Origin of the sequence: Micromonospora sp. NPDC048063 (assembly GCF_043202855.1) — a bacterium.
GTDB lineage: Bacteria > Actinomycetota > Actinomycetes > Mycobacteriales > Micromonosporaceae > Micromonospora.
This window is the reverse complement of sequence record NZ_JBIDBG010000001.1, coordinates 315,331-339,193: the sequence shown is the minus strand read 5'-3', so window position 1 is coordinate 339,193 and position 23,863 is coordinate 315,331. Positions and strand designations below refer to the sequence as shown.

The window sequence follows — 23,863 nt, the reverse complement described above, 5'->3', positions numbered from 1 at the left end:
AAGCCCTTCCGCCACGGTTTCACGTTCCGTCGAGTGCACTCCCCCCGCGTGGGCGCAATCAAACGTTCACCAGGGGGGAACCCGGCCGCGTGACCTCCGTGATCAAGCTGTTAGGCATGCTGCGGTTAGCGCGAGCGCAGTAGTGGGAAAAACAGAACGGGTTTTTCCGCCACGATCAGGGGGTGCCTGTGCGGAATACGGAGACGATGGTTTCACCGGTGGTGGAGGCCTGGGCCACCTACCGCACCACGTCCGCGGCCGACTGGCCGGCGCGGCGGCTGCTGCGCGCGAAGGGCGGCAGCAGGGTCAGCGTGGTCCTGCCGGCCCACAACGAGGAGGCGACGGTCGGCGCGATCGTGTCGACCATCCGGGAGCACCTGATGGACCGGGTGGCCCTGGTGGACGAACTGATCGTGGTGGACTCGCGCTCCACCGACCGCACGGCGCAGGTGGCTCGCGCCGCCGGCGCGGAGGTGGTCGGCCAGGACGCGATGACCCGGGGGCTGCCCCGGCTGACCGGCAAGGGCGACGCGCTCTGGGCCGGGCTGGCCGCGGCCGAGGGGGACGTCGTCGCGTTCGTCGACGCCGACCTGCGGGAGTTCCGCCCCCACTTCGTGACGGGGCTGATCGGCCCGCTGCTGACCGACCCGTCGGTCGACTTCGTCAAGGGCTTCTACCACCGCCCGCTGGTCGGGACGACCGGGGTGGAGGCCGACGGCGGGGGCCGGGTGACGGAGCTGATGGCCCGGCCGCTGCTCAACCTGTTCTGGCCGGAGCTGGCGGGCTTCGTCCAGCCGCTCGCCGGTGAGTACGCCGGCCGCCGGGAGGTGCTGGAGCGGGTGCCGTTCGTCTCCGGCTACGGGGTGGAGACGGCGATGCTGATCGACCTGCTCGACCTCGTCGGGCTGGACGCGCTGGCCCAGGTGGACCTGGGCGAGCGCAAGCACCGCCACCAGGACACCGCCGCGCTGGGCCGGATGTCGGCCCAGATCATGCTCACCGCCTGGTCGCGGTTGCAGCGACGCGGCTGGGCTGCCCCGGGCGCGATGCCCGCCGCCCTGCTGACCCAGTTCCGGCGCGGCGGCTCCGACGCGCTGCCCAACCTGGACCGGGAGATCGTCGTCAGCGACGTATCCATCGAGGAACGACCGCCCCTGGCGGAGCTGCGGCACCGGATCCCCCGCCGACGGGTGGCCGCGGCGTGACCGCCCGGCCGCACCAGAACGCAGGTGACCGGTCGCGGACGGCCCAGGGCCCCGCCGAGGGAAGGAACCCCGCACGATGAGCCTCACCGTCCTGATGAACGCCGGTCCGTGGCTGTCCGTGCCGCCGCCCGGCTACGGCGGCATCGAGAACGTGATCGCGACGCTGGTGCCGGAGCTGCGCCGCCTCGGCGTACGGGTGGTGCTCGCGTCGGTCGACAGCAGCACCCTGCCGGTCGACGAGAAGCTGTCCGTCTTTCCCGACGGGCAGTTCCACGCGCTGCAACGGCCGTACAACCAGGTCTGCGGCATCTCCCAGGCGCACCTGAACGGGGTGGTGCGCGCGCTGCACTCCCGCGACGACATCGACCTGGTGCACGACCACGTGGAGGCGGTGGGCCTGGCCACCCTCGCCGCGATGGGCCCGGACGCCCCGCCGGCGCTGCACACGCTGCACTGGGACCTGGCCAAGCACCCGGCGCTCTACGGCAACCTGGACGGCGGCGAACGGGTCCGGGTCAACGGGGTGTCCGCCTCGCAACTGGCCCGCGCGCCCCGGGCGCTGCGGGAGCACTCCGTGGGGCATGTGCACCTGTCGACCCCCCTCGCCGTCGACGCCGACCGGCGGCCGGGCGCGGACAAGGGCGACTACCTGGTCATCCTGGGCCGGATCAACCCCGGCAAGGGCCAGGACCTGGGGGCCCGCCTCGCGCACCGGGTGGGGGTACCGCTGGTGCTCGCCGGGCCCGTCGGGCCGTACCACCGGCCGGAGGACCTGGCCGCCGCCGGGGACGAGGCACGACAGAACCCGGACGTCCGGTTCTTCTACGACGAGGTGGCGCCGCACGTCGACGGCGACCTGGTCCGCTGGGTGGGCACCGTGGCCGGGCAGGAGCGCGACGACCTGCTGGCGGGCGCCCGCGCCTCGCTGTTCCCGCTGCGCTGGGAGGAGCCGGGCGGCACGGCGGTGGTCGAGTCGCTGGCCCTGGGCACGCCCGTGGTGGCGACGGCGCGGGGCTGTCTGCCCGAGCTGATCGAGCACGGCCGCACGGGCCTGCTCACCACCGACGAGGACGAGCTGGCCGACCTGCTGCTGGCCGCCAGCCTCCTCGACCCCGACGAGTGCCGACGCGAGGCCGCGGCGCGCTTCACCCCCGCCGTGATGGCGGAGCAGTACGTGGGCCTCTACGAACGGGTCCGCCAGCTCGCCGCAGCCCCGCGGCTGCAACCGGTCTGATCCCACGCTCCGCGCCCGGGGCCGGTCCGCCTGGCAGGCGGGCCGGCCCCGGGCGTCGCGTGGCTGGCCGCCGGAGGGGCACGAGGAGGTCAGCCGGGGCGGCTCCGGTCGTCTCGTGGCACGAGAAGCTCCACCGGCGGCGGGTTTGGCGGGACGAGGACCGGGAAGGCGCGGACGGCTCAGCGTTCCCGCACAGTGAGGAGACGGCGGTGACCGGTCCCATGGCGCACTCCCGCGCCCGGCGCAACCCGGCCGACGGCAAGGCGCCCGTCCGGCGGGCCGCCGCCGTCGTGGCGGTGGTCTTCCTCCTGGTCGGCGTGCTCGGCTTCGTGCCGGGGATCACCAGCGACTTCGCTGACCTGCGGTTCGCCGGGCACGAGTCCGACGCCAAGCTGCTCGGCCTCTTCCAGGTCTCGGTGCTGCACAACATCGTCCACCTGCTCTTCGGGGTGGCGGGGCTGGCGCTGGCCCGGACGGTCTCCGGCGCCCGCACGTTCCTGGTCGGCGGCGGAGCGATCTATCTGGTGCTCTGGCTCTACGGCCTGGTGGTCGACCACGACAGCGGGGCCAACTTCGTCCCGGTCAACAACGCCGACAACTGGCTGCACCTGTTCCTCGGCGTCGGCATGATCGCGCTCGGCGTGCTGACCACGCGGGGGCAGCCCCGCCGGTGACGCACCGCGAGCGGCGGGCGGCCGTGACCGCCGTCGGGGTCGCCCCCGTTCCGGTTTGACTTCACCCGTGCCCGGGTAGTTCGCAGGTCCCCGACCACGCGAAGCGAGGGCGCACATGTCGAGCCGGATCACCTGCGAGGTGCGCGACGCGTCGCCCGTGACCGTCGTACGGCTCCGCGGCGGCCTCGATGTCGGCACCATGCGCGCGGTGCACACCGTGCTGGCGGACTGCCTGGCCGCCCAGCCCGACGCCCTCGTGGTCGACCTGACCGACGTCACCGTCCGCGACCGGCTCGCGCTCTCGGTCTTCGCGGCCGCCGCCCGGCGCGCCGCCGACTGGCCGGCGGTGCCGGTCGTGCTCTGCGCCCCGCCGCCGGAGGCGGCGGGCTGGCTGGCGGAGTCGACCGCCTGCCGGGTGGTGCCGGTGCGCCGCGACTGCGAGGAGGCCACCCGGGTGGCGAACGCGGCGGTGGTGCCCCGGCTGCGGGCCCGGCTCGAACCGGTGGCGGAGGCCTGCCGGCGGGCCCGCGAGCTGGTCGCCGACGCGTGCGCCCGGTGGAACCTGCCGCAGGCGGCCGGCCCGGCCTCGCTGGTGCTCAGCGAGCTGGTCGGCAACGTGGTCCGGCACGCCGGGACCCCGATGCAGGTGACGCTCACCCTGCGTCAGCCGTACCTGCACCTCGCGGTGGTGGACGGCTGCCGGGCCTCGGCCCGGGCCGGCTCCCCCGAGCTGCTGGCGGAGGGCGGCCGTGGCCTGATGCTGGTCCGCGAGCTGGCGCAGCGCTGGGGCAGCGTGCCGGCCGGCGACGGGAAGGCCGTCTGGGCCGTACTGCCCGCCAATTGACCGAAATTACCGCTCTAGCCTGAATAGCCGCTGTCGCCTGGTTACATGGGCAGAGGGGCGGGTAGGCACGCCGTCCTTTCTGTCGTCATGGCGGGGTGAGAGTCACATGCCCAAGCGGGTAACCACGGAACCTCCACGCGACCGGGGCCCGGCGATCCTGGCACCGGCACGCTTCGGCGGCTTCCCCGGGCCGCTGCGCAAGTCGGTCCCCGGCGGGACCCTGATCCGGTTCCTGGCCACCACCGACCACAAGCAGATCGGCCTGCTCTACCTGCTCACCTCGTTCGGCTTCTTCCTGGTCGCCGGGGTCGAGGCGATGCTGATGCGGGCCGAGCTGGCCCGACCGGGTCTGCAGTTCCTCGCCCCCGAGCAGTACAACCAGCTGTTCACCTCGCACGGCGCGGTGATGCTGCTGCTCTTCGCCACCCCGGCGGCGTTCGGGTTCGCCAACTACATCGTGCCGATCCAGATCGGCGCGCCGGACGTGTCGTTCCCCCGGCTCAACGCCCTCGCGTACTGGCTCTACCTGTTCGGCGGCCTGATGGTGATCGGCGGCTTCGCCCTCCCGGGCGGCTCCGCCGACTTCGGCTGGACCGCGTACACGCCGCTGAGCAGCCAGGAGCACTCCCCGGGCGTCGGCGCGAACATGTGGGTGGTGGGCCTGGTCGTCTCCGGGCTGGGCACCATCCTCGGCGCGGTCAACCTGATCACCACGATCCTGACCCTGCGCGCGCCCGGCATGACCATGTTCCGGATGCCGATCTTCACCTGGAACATGCTGTTCACCAGCGTGCTGGTGCTCCTGGTCTTCCCGCTGCTCGCCGCGGCGCTGCTGGCGCTGGCGGCGGACCGACTGCTCAACGCGCAGGTCTTCACCCCGGAGAACAACGGGTCGATGCTCTTCCAGCACCTGTTCTGGTTCTTCGGCCATCCCGAGGTCTACATCATCGCGCTGCCGTTCTTCGGCATCATCACCGAGATCATCCCGGTCTTCGCCCGCAAGCCGATCTTCGGGTACACCGGTCTGGTGCTGGCCACCATGGCGATCACCGTGCTGTCGATGACCGTGTGGGCGCACCACATGTTCGCCACGGGCCAGGTGCTGCTGCCGTTCTTCAGCATCCTGAGCTACCTGATCGCCGTGCCCACCGGGGTGAAGTTCTTCAACTGGATCGGCACGATGTGGAAGGGACAGCTCACCTTCGAGACGCCGATGCTGTTCGCGATCGGCTTCCTGGTCACCTTCCTCTTCGGCGGCCTCACCGGGGTGCTGCTGGCCAGCCCGCCGGCGGACTGGCACACCCACGACACGTACTTCGCCGTCGGGCACTTCCACTACGTGCTCTTCGGCACCGTGGTCTTCGCCCTCTTCGGCGGCTTCTACTTCTGGTGGCCGAAGATGACCGGGCGGCTGCTCGACGAGCGGCTCGGCAAGGCGCACTTCTGGACCATGTTCCTCGGCTTCCACGGCACCTTCCTCGTCCAGCACTGGCTGGGCAACGAGGGCTTCCCCCGCCGGTACGTCGACTACCTGCCGACCGACGGCTTCACCGCGCTGAACACCTTCTCCAGCATCTCCGCGTTCGTGCTCGGCGCGTCCACGCTCTTCTTCATCTGGAACGCGTGGAAAACCTGGCGGTACGGCGCCATGGTGGCGGTCGACGACCCGTGGGGCTACGGCAACTCCCTGGAGTGGGCCACCACCTGCCCGCCGCCGCTGCGCAACTTCGACCGGATGCCCCGGATCCGCTCCGAGCGCCCCGCGTTCGACGCCAAGTACGGCCCGCTGGTCGCCGACCTCGGCCGGGACCTGCCCCAGCGCACCACCAAGCCGCCGCAGCAGTTCCGCGAAGAGCTGCACCGCGAGAAGCACCTGCCCGAGGCGCCGGCCGCCGAGGGGGCGCACGGCGCACGGGAAGCGGCCGGCTACCACCCCGCGCCACAGTCCGGGGCCCGGCCGGTGGACGTGCCGGCGCCCGAGGAGGTGCGCCGGCCCAGCTTCGAGTACACCGAGCCGGAGGAGGAGACCCGGCCCGGCGCCCAGCCGGAACCGCCGGAGAAGGACCGCTGGCGGCACCCCCGCGAGCCCGACGACACCCCGGAGCGCTGAGCGGGTACGCGAAAGGGGTCGGCGCACCGTGCGCCGACCCCTTTTCGTCGTCTGGCCGCAGGCAGACGCCAGCGCGCGTCAGTTGTCGCGCGTCGGAGACAGTCCCGCCGCGCTGAGCGAGCGGCGCACGGCCGGCTGGACCCGGGTCAGCCGCAGCGGCACCCCGGTGCGGGCGGCGGCCTCGCGGCCGGCCATCAGCGCGGCGATGCCGCCGGCGTCGAAGCCGCCCGCGCCGACCAGATCCACCACCACCTCGGCGGGCTGGCCGGTCACCGCCTCCAGCATGGCCCTGCGGAGCTGGTCCGCGCCGTCCCGGTCGACCTCCCCGCCGACCTCCACGACCACCCGGTCGCCGTTCTGCTTCACGGAGATGCGGGTCTTCGTGCTGTCCGACTCGGCCGCGCCGTTCTGCCACGGCGGCGGGGCGTCGGCGAGCATCGCCTGGCGCAGCCAGGTCAGCGCCCGCGACAGCAGCCGCGAGACGTGCATCTGGGAGATGCCGAACCGGGCGGCGATCTCCGCCTGGGTCTGGTTGCCGTAGAAGCGCATGGCCAGGATGCGCCGCTCCCGCCAGGGCAGCCGGTGCAGCAGCCCGCTGACGGTCACCCGGTCGTCGACGGACTCCAGCGCGTTGTCGGACTCGCCGACCAGGTCGCCGAACTCGGCCGAGCTCTCCCCGCCGACGGGGGCGTTGAGCGAGGCCGGGCTGTAGCCGGCCGCCGACTCCAGCGCGGCCAGGATCTCCTCCTCCGGCGTCTCCAGCCGCGCCGCCAGCTCGGCGACCGACGGGGCCCGGGACAGCTCGCTGGTCAGCGCGGCGGTCGCCTGCCCCACCTCCAGGATCAGGTCGCGCAGCCGGCGGGGCACGTGCACGCCCCAGGTGCGGTCGCGGAAGTGGCGCTTGATCTCGCCGACGATGGTGATCGCGGCGTACGCGGTGAACGATCCCCGCTCGGGGTCGTACCGGTCGACGGCGTTGACCAGGCCGAGGCGGGCGACCTGCTCCAGGTCCTCCAGCGGCTCCCCCCGCCCCCGGTACCGGCGGGCGAGTCGGCCGGCGAACGGCAGGGCGAACCGGACCAGGTCGTCACGCGCCTCCTGGCGCCGTTCGGGCGGAAGACCCTCGATCCGGGCCGCGTACGCCAGCGCGGCCGCGTCCAGGTCCTCCAGGCCCCGATCGGTCGGAGGTGGTGTGGTTGTGGTGCTCTGTCCGAACATCCGCGCCTCCCTCAGGAAGGTCCCCCGCCCGGATTCAGGAAACCGGTCGTGCGCGCGCGTGGTCGCACCACGCACCGGGCCGGAAGTGGGTCACATGACTGGGATGCCAGCGGGCGACGACGCCGCGCCGGACGGCGTGATCAGGCCGTCGCAGCCAGCGGTGTTCCCGCTCCGTAGGTACTCAATCACGGGACCCAGGTTTCGCGAGGATGTTTCGACAGGGCTGGTTCAACAGATCAGCAACCCCTGGTGGGCGCCGCTGTCCCGCAGTGCCGCGAGTGCCTCGGCGACGGTCATCGGCGGCGGCGTCGGCAGGTCGTACGGCTGGGCCCGCAGCACCTCGGTGGCCCGGCGGGTGGGCACGGAGGTGACCGGGTAGCCGCGCGCCGAGGTGCGGTCCAGCGCCCGCCGGCGGCGGCCGAAGCCGGCGACGGCCAGCCACTGCGGCAACCCGGCCAGCGCCGGCGACCGCAGGCCGGGCGGCTCGGGCAGGACGTCCACCGAGCTGAACGGCTCGCTGCCGGCGAGCCACCACTCCACCCCCTCCACGCTGCGCCGGGTGGCGTTCTCGCACCAGTACGGCACCATCCCGGCCCGCACCACCTGCCACGGGTCGAGCAGCCGGCCGCACTCCACCACCAGCCGGTTGCCGGTCTTGCCGGCCGCGCGCAGCCAGCGCCGGTACAGGTCGGCGGTCGCGGCGCTCAGCGCGCCCGGCCGCGGGACGAGCACGCGGTGCAGCGGATGCCGGTGCCGGGCGGTCCACTCCCGGGCACTGTCCTCGAAACCGGACTCCACGCCGTGTTCGGCCGGGGCGGGTGGCGCGCAGACCTCCGGCGGCTGCCAGTGCGCGCCGTCCCCGCCGGCGGAGCGGAGCACCTGGCGCAGGGCGTGGCTGTCCGGGTGGAAGTCCACCGGGTCCAGGCCGCTGCCCGGGCAGCCGACCTGGAAGCTGTGGCCGGGCGCGGAGTCGAACACCGGCCAGGTGCGGACGTCGCGCAGCAGCAGCACCGGTGCGCCCGGCTCCAGCAGGTCGGCCAGGAACCGCGCGTACGCGGCCGGCAGGGACCGCCACCGGGCCCCGAGCGACACCGTGGCGCCGGCCAGCGCGCCCCGGCTGGCGGGGCAGTGCACCTGGCGTACGTGCAGGTCGGGGTTGCCGGCGAGCAGGCGGGCGGTCAGCGCCGCTCCGTGGTCGAGGGCGGCCTGCGGCCTGTCCACGGCGCCCTGGGCCCAGTGCACGCTCATCTCGAACCCGGCGGGCAGCCAGGGCACGCCGAGCGCCGCCGCCAGGTGCGCGGCGGCCCCGTGCGGGGAGCCGAGCAGGGCGCCCGGGTAGCGGCGGCGGGGGTACTGGTCGACGAACCAGCGGGCGATCCGCTCGGCGTCGACCTCGGCCGTCTGGCCGGGGGTGAGCGCCACCCGACCGGCGGCCCGGACCACCGCCGCCCGCCGGACCGGCTCGGGCGCGCCGGTGAACCGCGACAGCGGGCCGGGGTGTCCGGGGTGTCCCAGGTCGGCGCAGTCGGTGCCGCGCAGCGCCCGCGCGGTGGCGGCCACCAGGACCCGGGCCGCGCTGCCGGCGGCCACCACCCGGTCGCCCGCCAGTCCGGCACCGTCGGCCGTGAGCCCCTTGCGCACCTTGTGCACCGGCCCCACCTTGCCTCGTTCGCTCACCACGCGGCCCGGCTTCCCGTCCCGATGGGGTTCAAACGGGGCATCGACCACCGGGCGGGAGTAATCAGAAGATCCGGGCGGTTGCCGCCGTCCCCGCCGCCGGCCGGGCACCCGAGCCGTGACCAGGGGTTTCGGCGCCGGGACGGCGGGCACATGAGCGCCCATGCGCGCAGACGACGACACGCCCGCCGCGGCGGCCACCATCACCCCGTACCAGGACGGCCCGCTGCTGGTCCGGGGCGACTTCGCCCTGCTCACCCCGGACGGCGAGACCATCGACGCGCGGCGGGGCACCGTGGCGCTGTGCAGGTGCGGCAAGTCCGCGCTCAAGCCCTTCTGCGACGGCACGCACAAGGTGATCGGCTTCCGCGCCGGCACCACCCGCCAGACCTGACCCCGCCCCACCCCGCGATCTTGCGTTTGGTGCCCCCACGAATCGGGATGAACAACCCGTGACAGGGGCCGAAAGCGCAAGATCGACGAGCGGTGGATCGGGCAGGCGCGGAGGGCGGGCCGCGCGGGTCAGGCCACGGCGGTGACCGGCGCGGCCATCCCGCCGGGCCGGGGGGACTCCCGCAGGGTGGCCCGGGGCGGGCCGGGGGTCGGGCGCAGCGAGGTGCGGCCGGCGGCCCAGGCGTCGAGCAGGTGCGCGGCGAAGAGCCGGTCCACCGCCAGCGCGGCGGCGGCACCGAGGAGCACGTCGGGGGCGAGCCCCGGCTCCACCCGGACCAGGCCGCCGCACAGGTCGTGCGCGGCGATCTGCTCGTGCACCGCGTCGGCCTCCACGTGCTCGTCGTAGAAGCGGGTGGCCGCCTCGTCCAGGCCGAGCCGGCGCAGCCCGTTGCCGTACCGCCGGTTCGGCAGCGACGAGGTCATCTCGTACGCGGCGAGGTGCCCCAGCAGCGCCCCGCGCAGCCGCCGGTGCAGCCCGAACAGCGACATCAGGTTGTTGGTGGCCAGGGTGACCGCCGGCACCGCGTCCAGGTGGGCGGCGTATCCGGTGTCCAGCCCCAGGCGGTCCAGGGTCACCCGGAACAGCTCGGCGTGCATCCGGTCCAGCCGCCCGTTGCCGTACTCGTCCGTCTGGATCTCCACCAGGGCGGCCTTCGCCGGTCCGCCGAGGCGCGGCAGGGCCCAGCTGTGCGGGTCCGCCTCCCGCAGGTGGTAGATCGAGCGGTGGGTGACGAACTCCCGGAACTGCGCCAGCGACGCCCGGCGCTGGAGGTGCCCGGCGAGCGACGGCCCGGCGTCCGCGGCGACCATGTCGGCGAGGGCCGCCGGCACGCCGCCGGGCAGCACCGCCGGCAGCGGCCCCACGAGCGCCCGCACCGCCGCCTCGAAGACCCGTTCGGCGTACGCGCGCAGTGCGAGCAGGGACGGCTGCCACTCCCAGTCGTCGTCGACGCCCCGCCAGCCCCGGTAGTGCAGCTCGTAGCAGCAGAAGAGGGTGAGCTGGAGGTCCTCGTCGGTGAGCGGGTCGACCGGGTCGAGCCGAGCACCGAGCCCGGCCGGCAGGTCGTGCGGCTCCTGCCGCAGCGCGTCCAGCACCGCCGCCGAGACCGGTCCGCGGGGCTCCGGCAGACGCGCGGGCCCGTACCGGCGATCGGTGGGCTCGGACAAGGCGACCTCCCGCGTCTGACTGCCGGTCCTCAGTGCCCGCCCGCCGGGCGGCTAAACGAGGTCTTCGGCCTCCACGGCCACCCCGGTGGTCAGCATCCGGTCGCGGACCCGCCGGGCGGCGTCGCCATCGGCGAAGACGCCGCGCAGGTCCGCGAACGCGGGCTCGGGGGGCGCCAAACGTACCGCCGGGTCGACCACCGCCTCCACCACGCACGGGCGGTCGGCGGCGAGCGCCTCGTCCCAGGCCGCCCCCACCAGCTCCGGCCGGTCGACCCGCACCCCGTGCAGCCCGAGCAGGCGGGCCCAGCCGGCGTACGGGACGTCGGGGCGGCGGCGCGTCGGGTCGGTGGACGGCGGGCGGCCGCCGCCCATGCCGGACTGGTCCCGGTTGTTGAGCACCAGCACGACCAGCCGGGGATCGCGCCACTCCCGCCAGTGGTGCGCCACGGTGATCAGCTCCGCCAGCCCGTTGAGCTGCATGGCGCCGTCGCCGAGCAGGGCGATCACCGGCTCGTCCGGAGCGGCGAGCTTGGCCGCCACCGCGTACGGCAGGGCGCAGCCCATCGAGCCGAGGGTGCCGCAGAGCTGGGCGTTCACCCCGGGGGGCAGTTCCAGGTGCCGGGCGTACCAGTAGATGACCGAGCCGATGTCCACCGCGACCGCCCCGCGCCGGGGCAACCGGCTGGCGAGCTCCTGCACCACGAGCTGCGGGTTCACCGGCTCGGCGGGGGCGGCGGCCCGGTCGGCGCGCTCGGCCCGCCAGCGGTCGACCGAGCCCTCCACGGTCTCCCGCCAGCGGGCGTTGGGCCGATCCGGCACCCTGGCCAGCAACGCCCGCAGCGTCTCCGCGGCGTCCCCCACCAGCGGCACGTCCACCGGGTAGCGGGTGCCGATCCGGCGCCCGTCGATGTCGATCTGCACGGTGCGGGCCTGCCCCGGCATCGGGAAGTAGTCCGTCCAGGGGTCGTTCGTGCCGACCAGCAGCAGCGTGTCGCAGCCGCCCATCAGCTCGGCGGCGGCCGGGGTGCCGACCTCGCCGAGCACGCCCGCGTGGAAGGGCAGCCGCTCGTCGAGCACCGGCTTGCCGAGCAGCGAGGCCGCCACCCCGGCGCCGAGCCGGTCGGCGAGGGCGACGATGTCCTCCGCCGCGCCCCGGGCACCCTGCCCGACCAGGATGGCGGTGCGCTTGCCGTTGGCGAGCAGTTGGGCGGCCGCCTCCAGGTCGACGTCGTGCGGCAGCACCCGGGCCAGTGGTTCCCCGGGCATCGCCGCGAACACGCCTGCCGCCTGGGGTTGCAGGTCGGGCACGGCGGTCTCCTGCAACTGGCGCGGCAGCACCACGCAGACCGGGCTGCGGGTGGCCGCGGCGGTGCGGAACGCCTGGTCGAGCAGGGCCGGCACTCCGACGGGGGTGCGGCCGTACCGGACGAACTGGTTGCACGCGTCGGCGAACAGCCGGCTCAGCCCGATCTCCTGGTGAGCGCCGCCGAGCGGGCCGGAGACGTCCTCGCCGACGATGGCCACCACCGGCTTGCTGTCCAGCTTGGCGTCGTAGAGCCCGTTGAGCAGCTGAACGGCGCTCGGCCCCTGGGTGGCCAGGCAGACCCCGATCCCGCCGGTGAACTTGGCGTGCCCGGTGGCCATGTAGGAGGCGGTCTCCTCGTGCCGGGCGGGGACGAACGCCGGGTCCCCGCCCGAGGCGTCGAGCGCCTCGACCACGGGGGCGATGGCCTCCCCGGGATAGCCGAAGACCCGCGGCACCCGCCAGGCACGGAGCCGCTCGACCACCAGGTCGGCCACCGTCCGCTCAGGCACTGCCACGCCCCGGTGTGGCGGCGTCGACGTACCGCAGCACCGCCCCGACGCCGTCGGCCAGCTCCGGCGCCTCGTCGGGGCCGAGCACGGTCAGCTCGGCCTCGGTGCCAACCAGGGCGCGCACGAGCGCGGCGTCGGCACGGACCTTCTCCGGGTCGCGCACCGACATGTCGGCGAGCTGCCGCGGGTCGGTGGCGATCGCCGTCGGGTCCGGCCCGATCCACAACTCCCCGGTCGCCGACGGGTCGTCGACGATGAGCATGGTGTCGACCTGGTTGCGTTGCAGCGCGGAGACCACCGCTTCCAGCCCGGCGCCGACGTCCTCCTGCATGCCGAACCGGTCCAGCGCGGCGGTGATCCGCTGGTCGGCCACCTCGGCGATGGTCTGCACGGTGAGGTCGTCCAGGAGCGTCTGGTCGGCGCCGCCGGCCCGGGAGCCGGCGTCGGTGCGGACCACGACGTCCTGCCAGCGTTGCGGCATCTGGGCGGCGATCACGCCGGTGGCCCGCACATCGCCGGCGACCACCACCACGTCCGCGCCGACCTTCTCGGCCAGCTCCACCGTCGCCGCGGTGACGTCGCCGGCGTTGTGGTGCCAGGCCTCCATGGCGGCGCGCTGGTACCGCGACTGGGACCAGCCGCCGGGCTTCACCCGGCGCAACTGGAAGTCCTCCCGGCCGGTCACGTGGGCGCGGCGCGGCACGCCGCCGGCGCTGATCGCCATGGCGTCGGCCCCGGTCCGGTCGGCCAGCACCCGCACCCACGCCACCTGCTCGCCGCGCTGCGCCAGCAGCGGCATCACGTGCGGCAGGGGGGTGAACGCGGCGAGGTCCCGCAGCGGCGGGGCGGAGAGGTACTCCGACAGCACCACCCGGCCCCGGGTGCCGAAGATCGCCAGGCCGTAGTCCCCCGGCATCGGGTCGTGCCCGCGGACGACCCGTTCGACCGCGTCGATCGTGTCCACGTCGGCGCGCTGTTCCTGGAGTTGGTTGCGCAGGCCCCGCCACCGCAGATCGAGCGCCGGGTGGGCGTCATGGGTGTTGGCGGAGGCGTCCAGGTACACCGAGACCCACGGCCCCGGCCGGTCGTAGAGCGGGCGCAGGAAGGACAGCTGCATGCTCGACCCCTTTCCAGCTCGGCCCCCCGCTTACCCGCGCCGGTCCGGTTGTCACCTGGCCGCCGTGAGCGCGTGACCAGGATTCATTCACGTCGTTCAGGCCGGATGGCCGATACCATCGGTGAACGCAACCGGACTCTGGGTGGTGACCATGGACAGCGACCTCCATATCCGGCGGATCGTCCACCCCACCGGCCGGATCGTCACCGGCCGGGTCGTCCGCCTGCTCGACGGCTACCCGCGCGAGGTGCGGATCGGCCAGCCGGTGCTGGTCGCGGTGCTCGCGGCGGCCGGGGTGGCCGGGCTGCTGGCGGCGGTGGTCCGGTCCCTGTTCTCCGCCGGCTCCGGCGCGGCCCGCCGGCGGTTCAAGGACCTGAAGAAGGGCCCGGAATACCTGGTCACCCCGGTGCGGCTGCGCGACTCCGCCGGGCAGCTCTGCGAGGTCGAGCTGCACGGGCACCTGCCGCAGAGCGCCCTGCACCCCGCCGACCACGTGCAGCTCACGCTACGCCGGCAGGGCGACCCCGACCTGCCGCCGAAGATCGAGCGGATCGTCAACCTGACGACCGGGCAGCTGCTCACGCCGCGCACCGCCACGCTGTGGTCGCACCTCGGGCCGCCGCTGCTGCTCCAGGCGGCACTGGGCGGGCTGCTGGTCGCCGCCCTGCTGGCCTGGGCCGCGCTCACCTGAGTCGCGCGCCCGGCGCCGACCCGACGTCTCGCGCCCGGCGCCGACCCGACGTCTCGCGCCCGGCGCCGACCCGACGTCTCGCGCCCGGCGCCGGCCTGGCTCGCACGCCCGGTGCCGATCTGACGTTTCCCGCCCCGCGCGGCCGGGCACCGCAGGCGCCATGTTCGCCGGATTCACGCTCGACGAGATCGACCTCGGGCCGGTACGCCTGCGCGTACGCCACGGCGGGTCCGGGTCGCCGGTGGTGCTGCTGCACGGCCATCCCCGCACCCACGCCACCTGGCACCGGGTGGCGCCGCTGCTCGCCGAGCGGCACACGGTCATCTGCCCGGACCTGCGCGGCTACGGCGGCTCGTCGACGCCGCCGAGCACCCCCGACCACGCGCCGTACTCGAAGCGGGCGATGGCGGGCGACGTCGTGGCGCTGCTCGACGCCCTCGGCCACGACCGCGCGGCCGTGGTGGGGCACGACCGGGGCTGCTACGTGGCGATGCGCACCGCGCTGGACCACCCCGACCGGGTCAGCCGCCTCGGGGTGCTCGACGGGGTGCCGATCGGGGAGGCCCTGGCCCGCGCCGACGCCCGGTTCGCCGCCCGATGGTGGCACTGGTTCTTCCTCGGCCAGCTCGACAAGCCGGCCGAGCAGGTGATCAACGCCGACCCGGACGCCTGGTACGGCGGCTCCCCCGCCGAGATGGGCGAGGAGGCGTACGCCGACTACCGCCGGGCCATCCACGACCCGGCGACCGTGCACGCCATGTGCGAGGACTACCGGGCGGGCCTCGGCCCGGACCGGGCGGCCGACGACGCCGACCGGGCCGCCGGCCGGCGGATCAGCGGCCCGGTGCTCTTCCTGTGGTCCACCCGGGACGACATGGTGGACCTCTACGGCGACCCCGCCGCGATCTGGCGGGAGTGGGCCGACGACGTGCGGGCCGCACCGGTCGAGTCGGGCCACCACATGGCCGAGGAGGCGCCGGAACAGCTCGCCGCCGAACTGTCCGCCTTCCTCGCCGGGTAGCCGCCCGCTCGGGCGGGTCAGCCGACCGGGGCGGCCTCGCGGGCGGGCTCGCGGGCGGCGTCGAGCATGCCGCGCCGCCGCGCCCAACGCTCGAAGGCGAGCGTGGCGAAGGGCGGCACGGCACAGGCCAGGGCCACCCCGGTGGCCAGCAGACTCCACCGGCGCAGGCGGGCCACCGCGAGCACCAGCACGCCGTACGCGATGAACAGGCCGCCGTGGATCGGCCCGAAGACCTGCACGCCCAGCTCGTTGGCGGGCGGGCCGTACTTCACCGCCATGCCGGCCAGCAGGGCGGCCCAGGAGATCGCCTCGGCGATCGCCGCCACCACGAACAACCGGGTCACCTTCTCGCGCATCAGCATCTCCACCTCTCGCCGCCGGCCATGCTATCGGTGGCCCCGGTCGCGCCCGGGCGCGACCGGGGCACGGGCGACGGGGATCACCGGGAGCCCCTCTGGGTAGAGAAGAGGTCTCAGGTCTTCCCCGGCCCCGACGCGGCGTGCGAGGTTTAGGGGACCAGCGGTGACAGGGTGGTGACCATGGGCGAGGAAGTCGGCGTGCGGACCTTCAGTCGCGAGGATCGGGCCCGCTACCGGGAGAAGGTGCGCCGTTGCCTCGACGTGTTCGCCGAGATGCTGCGCGAGTCGCGGTTCGACGTCGACCGGCCGATGACCGGGTTGGAGATCGAACTCAACCTGGTCGACGGGGACTCGATGCCCGCCATGCGCAACGCCGACGTGCTGGCCGCCGTCGCCGACCCGAGCTTCCAGACCGAGCTGGGCCAGTTCAACGTGGAGATCAACGTGGCACCCCGCCGGCTGACCGGCACCGGCACCGCCGAGTTCGAGGAGCACGTGCGGGCCAGCCTGAACGCCGCCGAGCAGAAGGCCCGCGCGATCGGCGCCCACATGGTCATGATCGGTATCCTGCCGACGCTGCGCCCGGAGCACCTGACCGCGGCGGCACTGTCGGCCAACCCCCGCTACGAGCTGCTCAACGAGCAGATCTTCGCGGCCCGGGGCGAGGACCTACGGATCGCGATCAACGGAGTGGAGCGGCTCGCCGTCACCGCCGACACGATCACCCCGGAGGCCGCCTGCACCAGCACCCAGTTCCACCTGCAGGTCAGCCCCGCCCAGTTCGCCGACTACTGGAACGCCGCCCAGGCGATCGCCGGCATCCAGGTGGCGCTCGGCGCCAACGCGCCGCTGTTCTTCGGCCGCGAGCTGTGGCGGGAGACCCGCATCCCGCTGTTCCAGCAGGCCACGGACACCCGCGCCGAGGAGATCAAGGCGCAGGGCGTACGCCCCCGGGTCTGGTTCGGGGAACGCTGGATCACCACCGTGTTCGACCTGTTCGAGGAGAACGTCCGCTACTTCCCGGCGCTGCTGCCGGTCTGCGACCCGGAGGACCCGGCCGAGGCCCTCGCCGCCGGCGGCGTGCCCAAGCTCGCCGAGCTGCGCCTGCACAACGGCACCGTCTACCGGTGGAACCGGCCCGTCTACGACGTGCTCAAGGGTCGCCCGCACCTGCGGGTGGAGAACCGGGTGCTGCCGGCCGGGCCGACCGTCCTCGACACCATCGCCAACGGCGCCTTCTACTTCGGCCTGGTCCGGGCGCTCGCCGAGGCCGACCGGCCACTGTGGTCGCAGATGTCCTTCAGCGCCGCCGAGGAGAACTTCACCAGCTGCGCCCGTCACGGCATCGACGCCCAGGTCTTCTGGCCCGGCCTGGGCTACCTCCCCGTCACCGAACTGGTGCTGCGGCGACTGCTGCCGCTGGCCCACCACGGGCTGGACCGGTGGGGCCTGGACCCGGGCGAGCGCGACCGGCTGCTCGGCATCATCGAGCAGCGCTGCCTGACGGGGCGCAACGGCGCGAGCTGGCAGGTCGAGACCCTGCACCGGCTGGAGTCCACCGACCACCTCGACCGGCCGGAGGCGCTGCGCGAGGTGGTGCGGCACTACGTGACGCTGATGCACAGCAACCGGCCGGTCCACGAGTGGCCGCTGCCCTGACCAGGGCGGGCCGGGCGACCGGCGGGATCGGCGCGGGCACTCTGGGGCGCAGGTCGATCACCCAGCGCGATTGCGCAGGGCGGAAGAACCCCCGGGCCCGGAAGCGCCCCATGATGAGACGCGGACATCGATCCCGCGCGATTCGTTGCTGGTAGGAGGGGTCGGGCGGGTGCGTCCAGGCCGACCGGTGGCTCCCGTACGCCGGTCGCGGGCGGCGTCGCCAACATCGGCGGTCGCGCCCGGGTTCCACCCCCCACCCTGAGGAGCGCACGTGACGCAGACCCAGCGGTCCCCCCAGCAACCCGACGTACCCGTCCGGATCCGACCCGACACCGCGCAGACCGGCACGTCCGCGTTCGTCACCGGGCACTTCCCCCGGCGGCGCGGGCTGATCATCCTGCTCAGCGTCCTCGGCGGCTTCCTGCTGACCGTGATCTGGTCGGCGGAGTTCGTCGACCGGACCATCGGCGACAACGTCGCCAACACCCTGCTCGGCCACGACGCCAAGGAGACCCCCATCCAGGGCGTCGCGGCCGGCGTGCTGTTCGCCTTCGTCTCCGGGATCGCCGGCACGTTCACCGCCTGCAACATCGCCGCGTTCGGCGCCCTCGCCCCGCTGACCGGCACCACCGGCAGCAGGCTCAGCAGGTTCGTGCAGCCGCTGAAGCCACTGGGCTGGATGTCGGTCGGCATGATCGCGGTGTCGGCCACGTACGGCGCGATCGTGGGCTTCGTCGGAACGTCGATGCCGCAGTTCTCCACCGCCAGCAACAGCCCCGGCAGCCTGTCGCCGCGGAGCATCCAGTCGATGGTGGTCTTCGGCCTGATCGGGCTCATCATGATCTACCTCGGCCTGGCCGCGCTCGGCGTGGTGCCGGATCCGTTCGCCCGGATCGCCCAGCGGCATCCCAACGTGCCGATGGTCTTCATGGGGGCGCTGATCGCCGGCTTCCTCATCGGCCGGCCGTTCGCGCTGTTCCGGCAGATGTTCCGCGACGCCGCCGAGAGCGGCAACCCGCTCTACGGGGCCGCGGCGTTCACCCTCCAGTCGATCGGCAACATCGTCATCATGGCGGTGCTGTTCCTGCTGCTGGCCTGGCTCGCCGGTTCCCGCCTGCAACGGTGGTTCAGCGCCCGGCCGACCCGACTGGCGACCCTGACCGCGGTCGCGTTCATCGTGGCCGGCGCCTTCACGTTCCTCTACTGGGACGTGCGGATCCTCGCCCGCCGCGAGATCATCCCCTGGTATCCGACGGCTCCCTGGTCCTGACCGACCCGGGCTCGGGACCGGGGCGGCGCCGCCCCGGTCCCGGGCCGCCGGCACAGATCGATCCCGGCCGCGCCCGCTCAGCTCTGTCCCGCCGGTGCCCGATCCTCGGCAGGGTCGACGACGACGCCGGCATGGAACACGACGCCGTCGAGCACCTCCCGGACCCCGCGCCACCGGTCCAGCCGCGCCCCGGCGAACGTGGCCTCGCCGTGGAACGACGCACGCCCCTCGGACCCACCCAGCCGGAAGGCGGCACCGTCGAACGTACTGTCGTCGAACCGGGTGGCGCCGTGGAACTGGGCGGCCGTGAAGTCCGCGTACCCCGCGTGGCAGCCGTGCAGGTCGAGGTCGAGCAGCGTCGCGCCGCACAGCGACAGGTTCATGCCCGGCCAGTGCCTCGGCCCGTCGGGGGTGGCGGACACCGGGCGCAGCCGCTCGGCGAGCAGCCGCTGCGCGTCGCGTCGCAGCGCCGACTCCCCGGCCTCGGCGGGGCCCAGGTCGCCGCGCACGTCGAACGGCAACGGCGCGCGCAGGTATCCGCAGACGGCGTCGACCACCCGCTGGCGCAGCTCCGGTCGCGCGTCGCCCAGCTCGCCGAGGGCGCGCAGCCCGGCGTGGCGGACGGCGGGGTCGCCGTCGCCGAGCTGCCGCGCGTACGGCGACACGGATTCGTCCGGCACGAGCACGCCCGTGCCGTCCGGCCCCGGCCGGGACGTCCAGCCGAGGGGCCAGCTCACCGGCTCGCCGGCCGCGCCGGCCCACTGTGCGCCGCTGAGGTCCACCGTGGGCTGGTCGAGTCGCACCGCCGCGCCGAACCGGGCGTCCCGGAACGTCGCCTCCCCACCGAACCGGGCCTTGCAGAACCAGGCCGGGCCGGCGAAGCCGGCCTGCCGGAACGACGCGGTCCCGGCGAAGCGTGCCCCGTCCCCGCCTTCCTCCCAGCTCTGGTAGTCCCCCATAAGCACCGCGACGGGCCAGCCCGGGTCGTCCTCGTTCGGCTCGTCCCACGGCGCGGGCCGGACGTCCTCGATCGCGTCCCAGGCCGGATCGTCCTCCCACAGCTCGTCCTCGCCCCGCCCGAACCACGCCATGCCGGCGAACTCCACCCGGTCGAAGCCGGCCCGTCCCCGGAACCGGGCACGCCCGAACGCCGCGTCGGCGGCGAACACCGCCCCGTCGAACCGGGCCTCGCCGTGGAAGAGCGCGCGGGTGAAGTCCGCGTCGCCGGTGAACCGGGCGCCGGCGAACGAGGTCGTGCCGAGGAACCGCGTGTCGGCGAACCGGGCCCCGGCCAGCTCGCAACCGCCGAGGTCCGCGTCCACCAGGGACGCCCCGGACAGGTCCACGGCGAGCCCCGGCGGCGTCGCCTCGCCCGCCCCGGCCGGGCGCAACAGCCCGGACAGCACCCGCAGCGCCGCCCGCCGCGCGTGGCCGTCCCCGCCGTCGGCGGCGCCGGGCGTCCGCAGCCAGGCGCAGACCGCGTCAGCCACGTCCTGGCGCAGCGTCGGGTCGGTCGCGCCGAGGTCGGCCAGCCGCTGCAGGGCTTCCTCGCGCGCCGCGCCCGGCCCCTCCGCCACCTGCCGTGCGGCGACCCGGCACGCCTCGACACCGGCCTCCTCGGTTGCCACGCGAGCCTCCCAGCGGGGTGGCTTTTTCCCGCCACCCGGTACCCGCCGCCGGGACCGTCCCGGGGCGCGGGCGCAGGATAGCCGGGGATGGCGACAAGTCGCCGTGGTCGGCTTCGAAGCCGCCGTGCATGTCGCCGCGACGCCCGGGAGGGTCCTGGCCGGATGCCCCGCCCGCCAGCATCGAACCTCGGCCGGCATCGAATCTCGGCCGGCGCGACGCTGTCACCGGCGCGCTCCGGTCGAGCTCGAACCGCATGGCTGTCGGAACCTCAGCTCGTCCGCTCGCCCGAGCAGTGCCAGGTGGCAAGTACCCGCCGCTCGTGGATCATGACGGACGGCCGCCAAACCTCCAGTCGTGCACCTCGATCTCGGCATACCGGTCCGGGGTCAGCACGGCGCGCGCCTCGTCCGGGTCCGTCGCCCTGATCAGCACCGCCGTGCCCAGCCAGGTGGCGCCGTCGTCGGACAGCAGCGGCCCGTACGCGATCAGGTCGTCCCGGTCGGGCGGCACGTCCCGGTCGGCGGCCTGCCCCGCGCCGAGGCCGAGCACCAGGTACCGGTTGCCACCGGTCCGGCCACCGGGAAAGTCCCACATGGTGCGCCCCAGCGTGTTGTGCCAGCGGCGCAGCAGCACGTCCCGGTACGCACCGGCCTGGTGGTTGGGCTCGTCGAAGGCGAATGCCCGGGCGGCGGCGGCATCGGGCAGGTCGACGATGTGCACGCTGCCGGTCGGCGTTTCCCCGTCGGGGGCGAAGGTCGGGCCTCGGGCGACCATCTCCGCCGCGTACCGGTCCATGTAGGACCAGTGCTCCTCCAGCAACTCGGTGCGCAGTGCGAGGGAATCACGCCGGTCGCGGTGGTAGCAGAAGAACTCCATGCCGCAGATCTTGATCTCCGTTTCGGACCGGTGCAAGTGTCAGCACCTTCGCCGCATGCCCACCGAGGGCGGCGCCCCGACGCCGGCTACGGGAACGGAGCACACGCGCAGAGCCCCGGCCACGGGCCGGGGCTCTGCTGTCAGGTGTCTTTACGCCGGGGAGAGACCTTCCGCGAAGTCGTAGAGGCTCTTGATGTCATTGTCGAAGTACGGGCCGTCGAATTGTCCGTTGCCCGGATTGTCGCCGTGACTCACGACGCTGTTGACGTATCCGAGGCCGTTCTGGTCGTTGTATTCCTGAAGCCAAGGGCCGCCGCTGGAGCCGTAGGTCATGTTGCACCACATCCGGATCTGCTGGCCGCCGGCGTACCACGTGCCACTCTGGCAGTAGTACTGGCTCTCCCCGCCGCCGAGGTTCGACGGGTAGCCGAGGGCGGTCATCAGGGAGATGTTGTAGCCCCAGTTCCAGCGCAGACCGTGGCCACCGACCGTGTCGACGACCTTCAGGCCCCAGTTACCGCCGTTGTGCATGATGGCGATGCCCATGTCCTCGTCGTAGCTGCTGTTGTTGATCCACGCGGTGCGGGCCGTGAGCTGGTAGGCCACGAACGTCCCGAACGGCCGCACTCCGTCGCGGTACCGCGGCACGAACTGCCAGTTGCTGTACCACTGCCCGCCGCTGCCCTGGTGCACGCAGTGACCGGCGGTCATGACCAGCCGGCGCTTGCCGCTGGCGACGGCGCTCGCCGAGCAGGAGGCGGTACCGCCGCCGGGCATGGTGAAGTAGACCTTGCCGACGACCGCTGATTCGTTGAGCTGGATGCTGACGTCGTCGCCGCTGGCGACGCTCGGCGCCAGGGGCGCGACCGTGCCCGCCGGTCCGTCGGGCTTCGGCGCCCGGTTGGTCGACTCGCTGGCGCCTGGGCGCTTCGCGATGTCCAGGTCGACGGCGCTCGCCATCCGCTCCGGCGTCCAGAAGGCGGCGACCTCCTTGGCGATCGCCGCGTTGGTGATCGCACGACCGTCGCTGGTGCGGGCGGTGGTGGTGGTGTTGCCGTTCCTCTCGACTGTGGTCGGCTTCGCCTCGGCGGCCGCCGGGGCGGTCACGACCAGCGCGAGCGCCAGGCTGGCCGCTGCGGACCAGCGTAGGGTTGTTTTCAAGAGTTCCCCCTTGTCCTGGGTGCTCCATTCGGGCCAGGGAAACGTATCGAGTGATTTGCATTGATCACAAGATAATGGAATGGCAGGTAATTGACACTGACTCGACAAGATGGAGGTGCCCACGCCCTCGGCCCTTTTCTCGACCGACCGATAACGTCAACAACACGACTGCGGCAGACAAACCGCCTCCAGCTTGAACAGAAACCTCGGTATTGCCCGCGCAAATCCCAGCGCCGCGAATCCGCGCTCTCCGCTTGAGGGGGCGCGCCGTTATCTATGGAATAGTGGGACCTGCGATTCCGGCAACCAATAGCACCCGTCCGCGAGCCGCGACGGCCGCACAACGTGCCGGCCGGTGGGGTCAGCGGGTCAGGCCGACCAGCGCCGCCAGGCGCGCCACGCCGGCCGGCGCCGGGTGACCCCGGGCAAGTTCGGCGATCACCGTACGCGCCAGCGGCCGGCACCGGACCTCGGCCGGCGCGACGCCGTCCGCCTCGACCAGCACCCGTCCGGCCCCGCGCAGGTCGCCGATCTGGAGGTACGCCCGCGCAACGTCCACCAGGTACGCGGCCCGGTACTCGGCCGGCAGCCACCGCCATCCCTCCCGCCGGATCGCCTGCTCGTGCCGGTGCACCGCCTCCCCGGCGTCCCCCGACTCGACCGCCGCGACCACCCGGGCCAACTCGACCGCGACCGGCCCGAAGCTGGTCCGGTACGGGTCGTCGCCGGCCCCGACCCGGGCGGCGATGTCGGCGGCCCGAGCGGTCAACTCCCCGACCCGGCGGGTGTCACCGCATCCGGCGGCAGCCAGAGCGGCCTGGATCAGCAGGGCCCCGTGGACCGTCTCCGATCCGGGTGTGACGCGGCGCGCGGCGGCGACCGTCGCGGCCAGCGCCAACCGGTCCCGACCCAGGGAGCGCAATGCCTGCCCGACCGATACCGCCGCCACCCCCGCGAGCACCGGGTCACCGCCCGCCACGGCCACCGCCCGGTCGGCGACCAGCCAACCCAGGTCGGCCTCGCCGAGCTTCACCAGCACCGACGAGGTGATCCGATACGCCTGCACCAGCAGCCCCGGCGCGTCCGCACGCACCCCCTGGGCAGCGTCGAGCAGCCCCGGCAGCAACCGCACCACCTGGGGGTAGTGCGCGTGCTGGTAGGTCAGCCAGGCGTGCGCCACATGCCGCTCGATCTCCGTTGCCCGCACCGGGCGGCCGGGCTCGCGGTCGTAGCGGGCGAGAGCGGCCCGTATCCCGTCCACCCCGTCCGGCGGGCCGGCGCCCGCCGACGGCGGCGTGCGATCCTCGCCGAGCAGCACCAGCGGATCGACCCGCAGCACCTCGGCGATCTCCTGGATGACCGGGTACCGGTCCAACGCGCGGACGCCCCGCTCGACCTTGTCCATCCAGCTCTTGGACCTGCCGAGCCGGTCCGCGAGCATCTGCTGGGTCATCCGCCGCCGCACCCGCCAGCGCGCCACCCGACGACCGATCGGCTCGTCACCGCTGGTCACGCCGCCACCGCCGGTCCGGGACCGCCCGGGTGGTCTCCTCCACCGGTACGCGCTCCGCCTCGGCCTGCGCGAGCAGCCGCTTCTTGGCAGCCTCCCGCTCGGCCGCCTCGACCTGCTCGCCCCGGCTCATCGCTGGCTCGTCGCCTTGGCCCTGCATCCGCACCTCCGTC

21 protein-coding genes are annotated in these 23,863 nt (G+C 73.9%); 10 read left to right on the top strand and 11 right to left on the bottom strand.

Going from position 1 to position 23,863, the window contains the following annotated elements; translation table 11 throughout:
- Positions 1 to 206: 206 nt before the first annotated feature.
- From ACGFZ2_RS01590 to ctaD, 5 genes are all read left to right on the top strand, one after another.
- Positions 207 to 1,205 (top strand): glucosyl-3-phosphoglycerate synthase, encoded by a 999-nt coding sequence (locus ACGFZ2_RS01590; RefSeq protein WP_393269983.1) that lies wholly within the window; start codon positions 207 to 209, stop codon positions 1,203 to 1,205.
- Positions 1,206 to 1,281: 76 nt separating this feature from the next.
- Positions 1,282 to 2,439 (top strand): glycosyltransferase, encoded by a 1,158-nt coding sequence (locus ACGFZ2_RS01585; protein WP_393269918.1) that lies wholly within the window; start codon positions 1,282 to 1,284, stop codon positions 2,437 to 2,439.
- 221 nt (positions 2,440 to 2,660) lie between these two features.
- Complete coding sequence (locus tag ACGFZ2_RS01580) at positions 2,661 to 3,113, top strand: DUF4383 domain-containing protein (protein WP_393450183.1); 453 nt, start codon at positions 2,661 to 2,663, stop codon at positions 3,111 to 3,113.
- A gap of 115 nt (positions 3,114 to 3,228) precedes the next feature.
- Positions 3,229 to 3,957, top strand: coding sequence for an ATP-binding protein (locus tag ACGFZ2_RS01575; RefSeq protein ID WP_393269913.1), 729 nt, complete (start codon positions 3,229 to 3,231; stop codon positions 3,955 to 3,957).
- Positions 3,958 to 4,063: 106 nt separating this feature from the next.
- Positions 4,064 to 6,067 (top strand): cytochrome c oxidase subunit I, encoded by a 2,004-nt coding sequence (ctaD, locus tag ACGFZ2_RS01570; protein ID WP_393269910.1) that lies wholly within the window; start codon positions 4,064 to 4,066, stop codon positions 6,065 to 6,067.
- A 78-nt stretch (positions 6,068 to 6,145) separates the two neighbouring features.
- On the opposite strand, the gene ACGFZ2_RS01565 is transcribed toward ctaD, so the two are convergent.
- Together ACGFZ2_RS01565 and ACGFZ2_RS01560 are read right to left on the bottom strand one after the other, a co-directional pair.
- The gene (locus tag ACGFZ2_RS01565) at positions 6,146 to 7,285 is read right to left on the bottom strand and encodes a SigB/SigF/SigG family RNA polymerase sigma factor (protein ID WP_393269908.1); all 1,140 of its coding nucleotides are present in this window, start codon (positions 7,283 to 7,285) and stop codon (positions 6,146 to 6,148) included.
- A gap of 228 nt (positions 7,286 to 7,513) precedes the next feature.
- Positions 7,514 to 8,935, bottom strand: a complete 1,422-nt coding sequence (locus ACGFZ2_RS01560) for a hypothetical protein (RefSeq protein WP_393269905.1) — start codon at positions 8,933 to 8,935, stop codon at positions 7,514 to 7,516.
- 190 nt (positions 8,936 to 9,125) lie between these two features.
- On the opposite strand from ACGFZ2_RS01560, the gene ACGFZ2_RS01555 reads away from it, so the two are divergent.
- Positions 9,126 to 9,356 carry a CDGSH iron-sulfur domain-containing protein gene (locus tag ACGFZ2_RS01555; RefSeq protein WP_393269903.1) on the top strand — a complete coding sequence of 77 codons (231 nt, stop codon included), beginning with the start codon at positions 9,126 to 9,128 and terminating at the stop codon, positions 9,354 to 9,356.
- A 128-nt stretch (positions 9,357 to 9,484) separates the two neighbouring features.
- Here the strand turns inward: ACGFZ2_RS01555 and ACGFZ2_RS01550 are convergent, their stop codons facing one another.
- Genes ACGFZ2_RS01550 through ACGFZ2_RS01540 form a run of 3 tightly spaced genes read right to left on the bottom strand, consistent with a single transcriptional unit; the run spans position 9,485 to position 13,514 of the window.
- Positions 9,485 to 10,582, bottom strand: coding sequence for an iron-containing redox enzyme family protein (locus ACGFZ2_RS01550; RefSeq protein ID WP_393448955.1), 1,098 nt, complete (start codon positions 10,580 to 10,582; stop codon positions 9,485 to 9,487).
- A gap of 51 nt (positions 10,583 to 10,633) precedes the next feature.
- Complete coding sequence (locus tag ACGFZ2_RS01545; protein WP_393448952.1) at positions 10,634 to 12,397, bottom strand: thiamine pyrophosphate-binding protein; 1,764 nt, start codon at positions 12,395 to 12,397, stop codon at positions 10,634 to 10,636.
- Positions 12,390 to 13,514 carry a Vms1/Ankzf1 family peptidyl-tRNA hydrolase gene (locus tag ACGFZ2_RS01540; RefSeq protein ID WP_393269896.1) on the bottom strand — a complete coding sequence of 375 codons (1,125 nt, stop codon included), beginning with the start codon at positions 13,512 to 13,514 and terminating at the stop codon, positions 12,390 to 12,392. Before ACGFZ2_RS01540 ends, ACGFZ2_RS01545 begins: the two co-directional genes overlap by 8 nt.
- Positions 13,515 to 13,656: 142 nt before the next feature.
- Between ACGFZ2_RS01540 and ACGFZ2_RS01535 the strand changes: the two genes are divergently transcribed.
- Positions 13,657 to 14,205, top strand: a complete 549-nt coding sequence (locus ACGFZ2_RS01535; RefSeq protein WP_393269978.1) for a hypothetical protein — start codon at positions 13,657 to 13,659, stop codon at positions 14,203 to 14,205.
- Positions 14,206 to 14,365: 160 nt separating this feature from the next.
- The gene (locus tag ACGFZ2_RS01530; protein WP_393448949.1) at positions 14,366 to 15,226 is read left to right on the top strand and encodes an alpha/beta fold hydrolase; all 861 of its coding nucleotides are present in this window, start codon (positions 14,366 to 14,368) and stop codon (positions 15,224 to 15,226) included.
- Between the two features lie 17 nt (positions 15,227 to 15,243).
- Here ACGFZ2_RS01530 and ACGFZ2_RS01525 read toward each other — a convergent pair whose 3' ends face one another.
- On the bottom strand, positions 15,244 to 15,582 hold the full coding sequence (locus tag ACGFZ2_RS01525; RefSeq protein ID WP_393269890.1) for a DUF3817 domain-containing protein: 339 nt from the start codon (positions 15,580 to 15,582) through the stop codon (positions 15,244 to 15,246).
- 183 nt (positions 15,583 to 15,765) lie between these two features.
- On the opposite strand from ACGFZ2_RS01525, the gene ACGFZ2_RS01520 reads away from it, so the two are divergent.
- Positions 15,766 to 17,244, top strand: a complete 1,479-nt coding sequence (locus ACGFZ2_RS01520) for a glutamate--cysteine ligase (protein ID WP_393269888.1) — start codon at positions 15,766 to 15,768, stop codon at positions 17,242 to 17,244.
- A gap of 271 nt (positions 17,245 to 17,515) precedes the next feature.
- Positions 17,516 to 18,514, top strand: coding sequence for a hypothetical protein (locus ACGFZ2_RS01515; protein WP_393448946.1), 999 nt, complete (start codon positions 17,516 to 17,518; stop codon positions 18,512 to 18,514).
- Positions 18,515 to 18,591: 77 nt separating this feature from the next.
- Here the strand turns inward: ACGFZ2_RS01515 and ACGFZ2_RS01510 are convergent, their stop codons facing one another.
- The 5 genes from ACGFZ2_RS01510 to ACGFZ2_RS01490 all read right to left on the bottom strand — a co-directional run bounded on the left by ACGFZ2_RS01510 (position 18,592) and on the right by ACGFZ2_RS01490 (position 23,850).
- Complete coding sequence (locus tag ACGFZ2_RS01510; RefSeq protein ID WP_393448943.1) at positions 18,592 to 20,142, bottom strand: pentapeptide repeat-containing protein; 1,551 nt, start codon at positions 20,140 to 20,142, stop codon at positions 18,592 to 18,594.
- A 325-nt stretch (positions 20,143 to 20,467) separates the two neighbouring features.
- Complete coding sequence (locus ACGFZ2_RS01505) at positions 20,468 to 21,019, bottom strand: YciI family protein (RefSeq protein ID WP_393269973.1); 552 nt, start codon at positions 21,017 to 21,019, stop codon at positions 20,468 to 20,470.
- Between the two features lie 150 nt (positions 21,020 to 21,169).
- Positions 21,170 to 22,180, bottom strand: a complete 1,011-nt coding sequence (locus ACGFZ2_RS01500) for a trypsin-like serine peptidase (protein ID WP_393448940.1) — start codon at positions 22,178 to 22,180, stop codon at positions 21,170 to 21,172.
- Between the two features lie 361 nt (positions 22,181 to 22,541).
- Positions 22,542 to 23,693, bottom strand: coding sequence for a helix-turn-helix domain-containing protein (locus ACGFZ2_RS01495; RefSeq protein WP_393448937.1), 1,152 nt, complete (start codon positions 23,691 to 23,693; stop codon positions 22,542 to 22,544).
- A complete protein-coding gene (locus tag ACGFZ2_RS01490) occupies positions 23,680 to 23,850 on the bottom strand; it encodes a hypothetical protein (protein ID WP_393296584.1) in 171 nt (56 codons plus the stop codon). The genes ACGFZ2_RS01495 and ACGFZ2_RS01490 overlap by 14 nt, the downstream gene beginning before the upstream one ends.
- Between the last annotated feature and the right edge of the window lie 13 nt (positions 23,851 to 23,863).

What these genes read in the sequence shown, in the direction of transcription:
- ACGFZ2_RS01520 (WP_393269888.1), top strand. Translation starts at nt 15,766, where the DNA reads ATGGGCGAGGAAGTCGGCGTGCGGACCTTCAGTCGCGAGGATCGGGCC.
- ACGFZ2_RS01505 (WP_393269973.1), bottom strand. Translation starts at nt 21,019, where the DNA reads ATGGAGTTCTTCTGCTACCACCGCGACCGGCGTGATTCCCTCGCACTG.
- ACGFZ2_RS01490 (WP_393296584.1), bottom strand. Translation starts at nt 23,850, where the DNA reads ATGCAGGGCCAAGGCGACGAGCCAGCGATGAGCCGGGGCGAGCAGGTC.
- ACGFZ2_RS01530 (WP_393448949.1), top strand. Translation starts at nt 14,366, where the DNA reads ATGTTCGCCGGATTCACGCTCGACGAGATCGACCTCGGGCCGGTACGC.
- ctaD (WP_393269910.1), top strand. Translation starts at nt 4,064, where the DNA reads ATGCCCAAGCGGGTAACCACGGAACCTCCACGCGACCGGGGCCCGGCG.
- ACGFZ2_RS01565 (WP_393269908.1), bottom strand. Translation starts at nt 7,285, where the DNA reads ATGTTCGGACAGAGCACCACAACCACACCACCTCCGACCGATCGGGGC.
- ACGFZ2_RS01525 (WP_393269890.1), bottom strand. Translation starts at nt 15,582, where the DNA reads ATGCGCGAGAAGGTGACCCGGTTGTTCGTGGTGGCGGCGATCGCCGAG.
- ACGFZ2_RS01540 (WP_393269896.1), bottom strand. Translation starts at nt 13,514, where the DNA reads ATGCAGCTGTCCTTCCTGCGCCCGCTCTACGACCGGCCGGGGCCGTGG.
- ACGFZ2_RS01585 (WP_393269918.1), top strand. Translation starts at nt 1,282, where the DNA reads ATGAGCCTCACCGTCCTGATGAACGCCGGTCCGTGGCTGTCCGTGCCG.
- ACGFZ2_RS01590 (WP_393269983.1), top strand. Translation starts at nt 207, where the DNA reads ATGGTTTCACCGGTGGTGGAGGCCTGGGCCACCTACCGCACCACGTCC.
- ACGFZ2_RS01575 (WP_393269913.1), top strand. Translation starts at nt 3,229, where the DNA reads ATGTCGAGCCGGATCACCTGCGAGGTGCGCGACGCGTCGCCCGTGACC.
- ACGFZ2_RS01555 (WP_393269903.1), top strand. Translation starts at nt 9,126, where the DNA reads ATGCGCGCAGACGACGACACGCCCGCCGCGGCGGCCACCATCACCCCG.
- ACGFZ2_RS01580 (WP_393450183.1), top strand. Translation starts at nt 2,661, where the DNA reads ATGGCGCACTCCCGCGCCCGGCGCAACCCGGCCGACGGCAAGGCGCCC.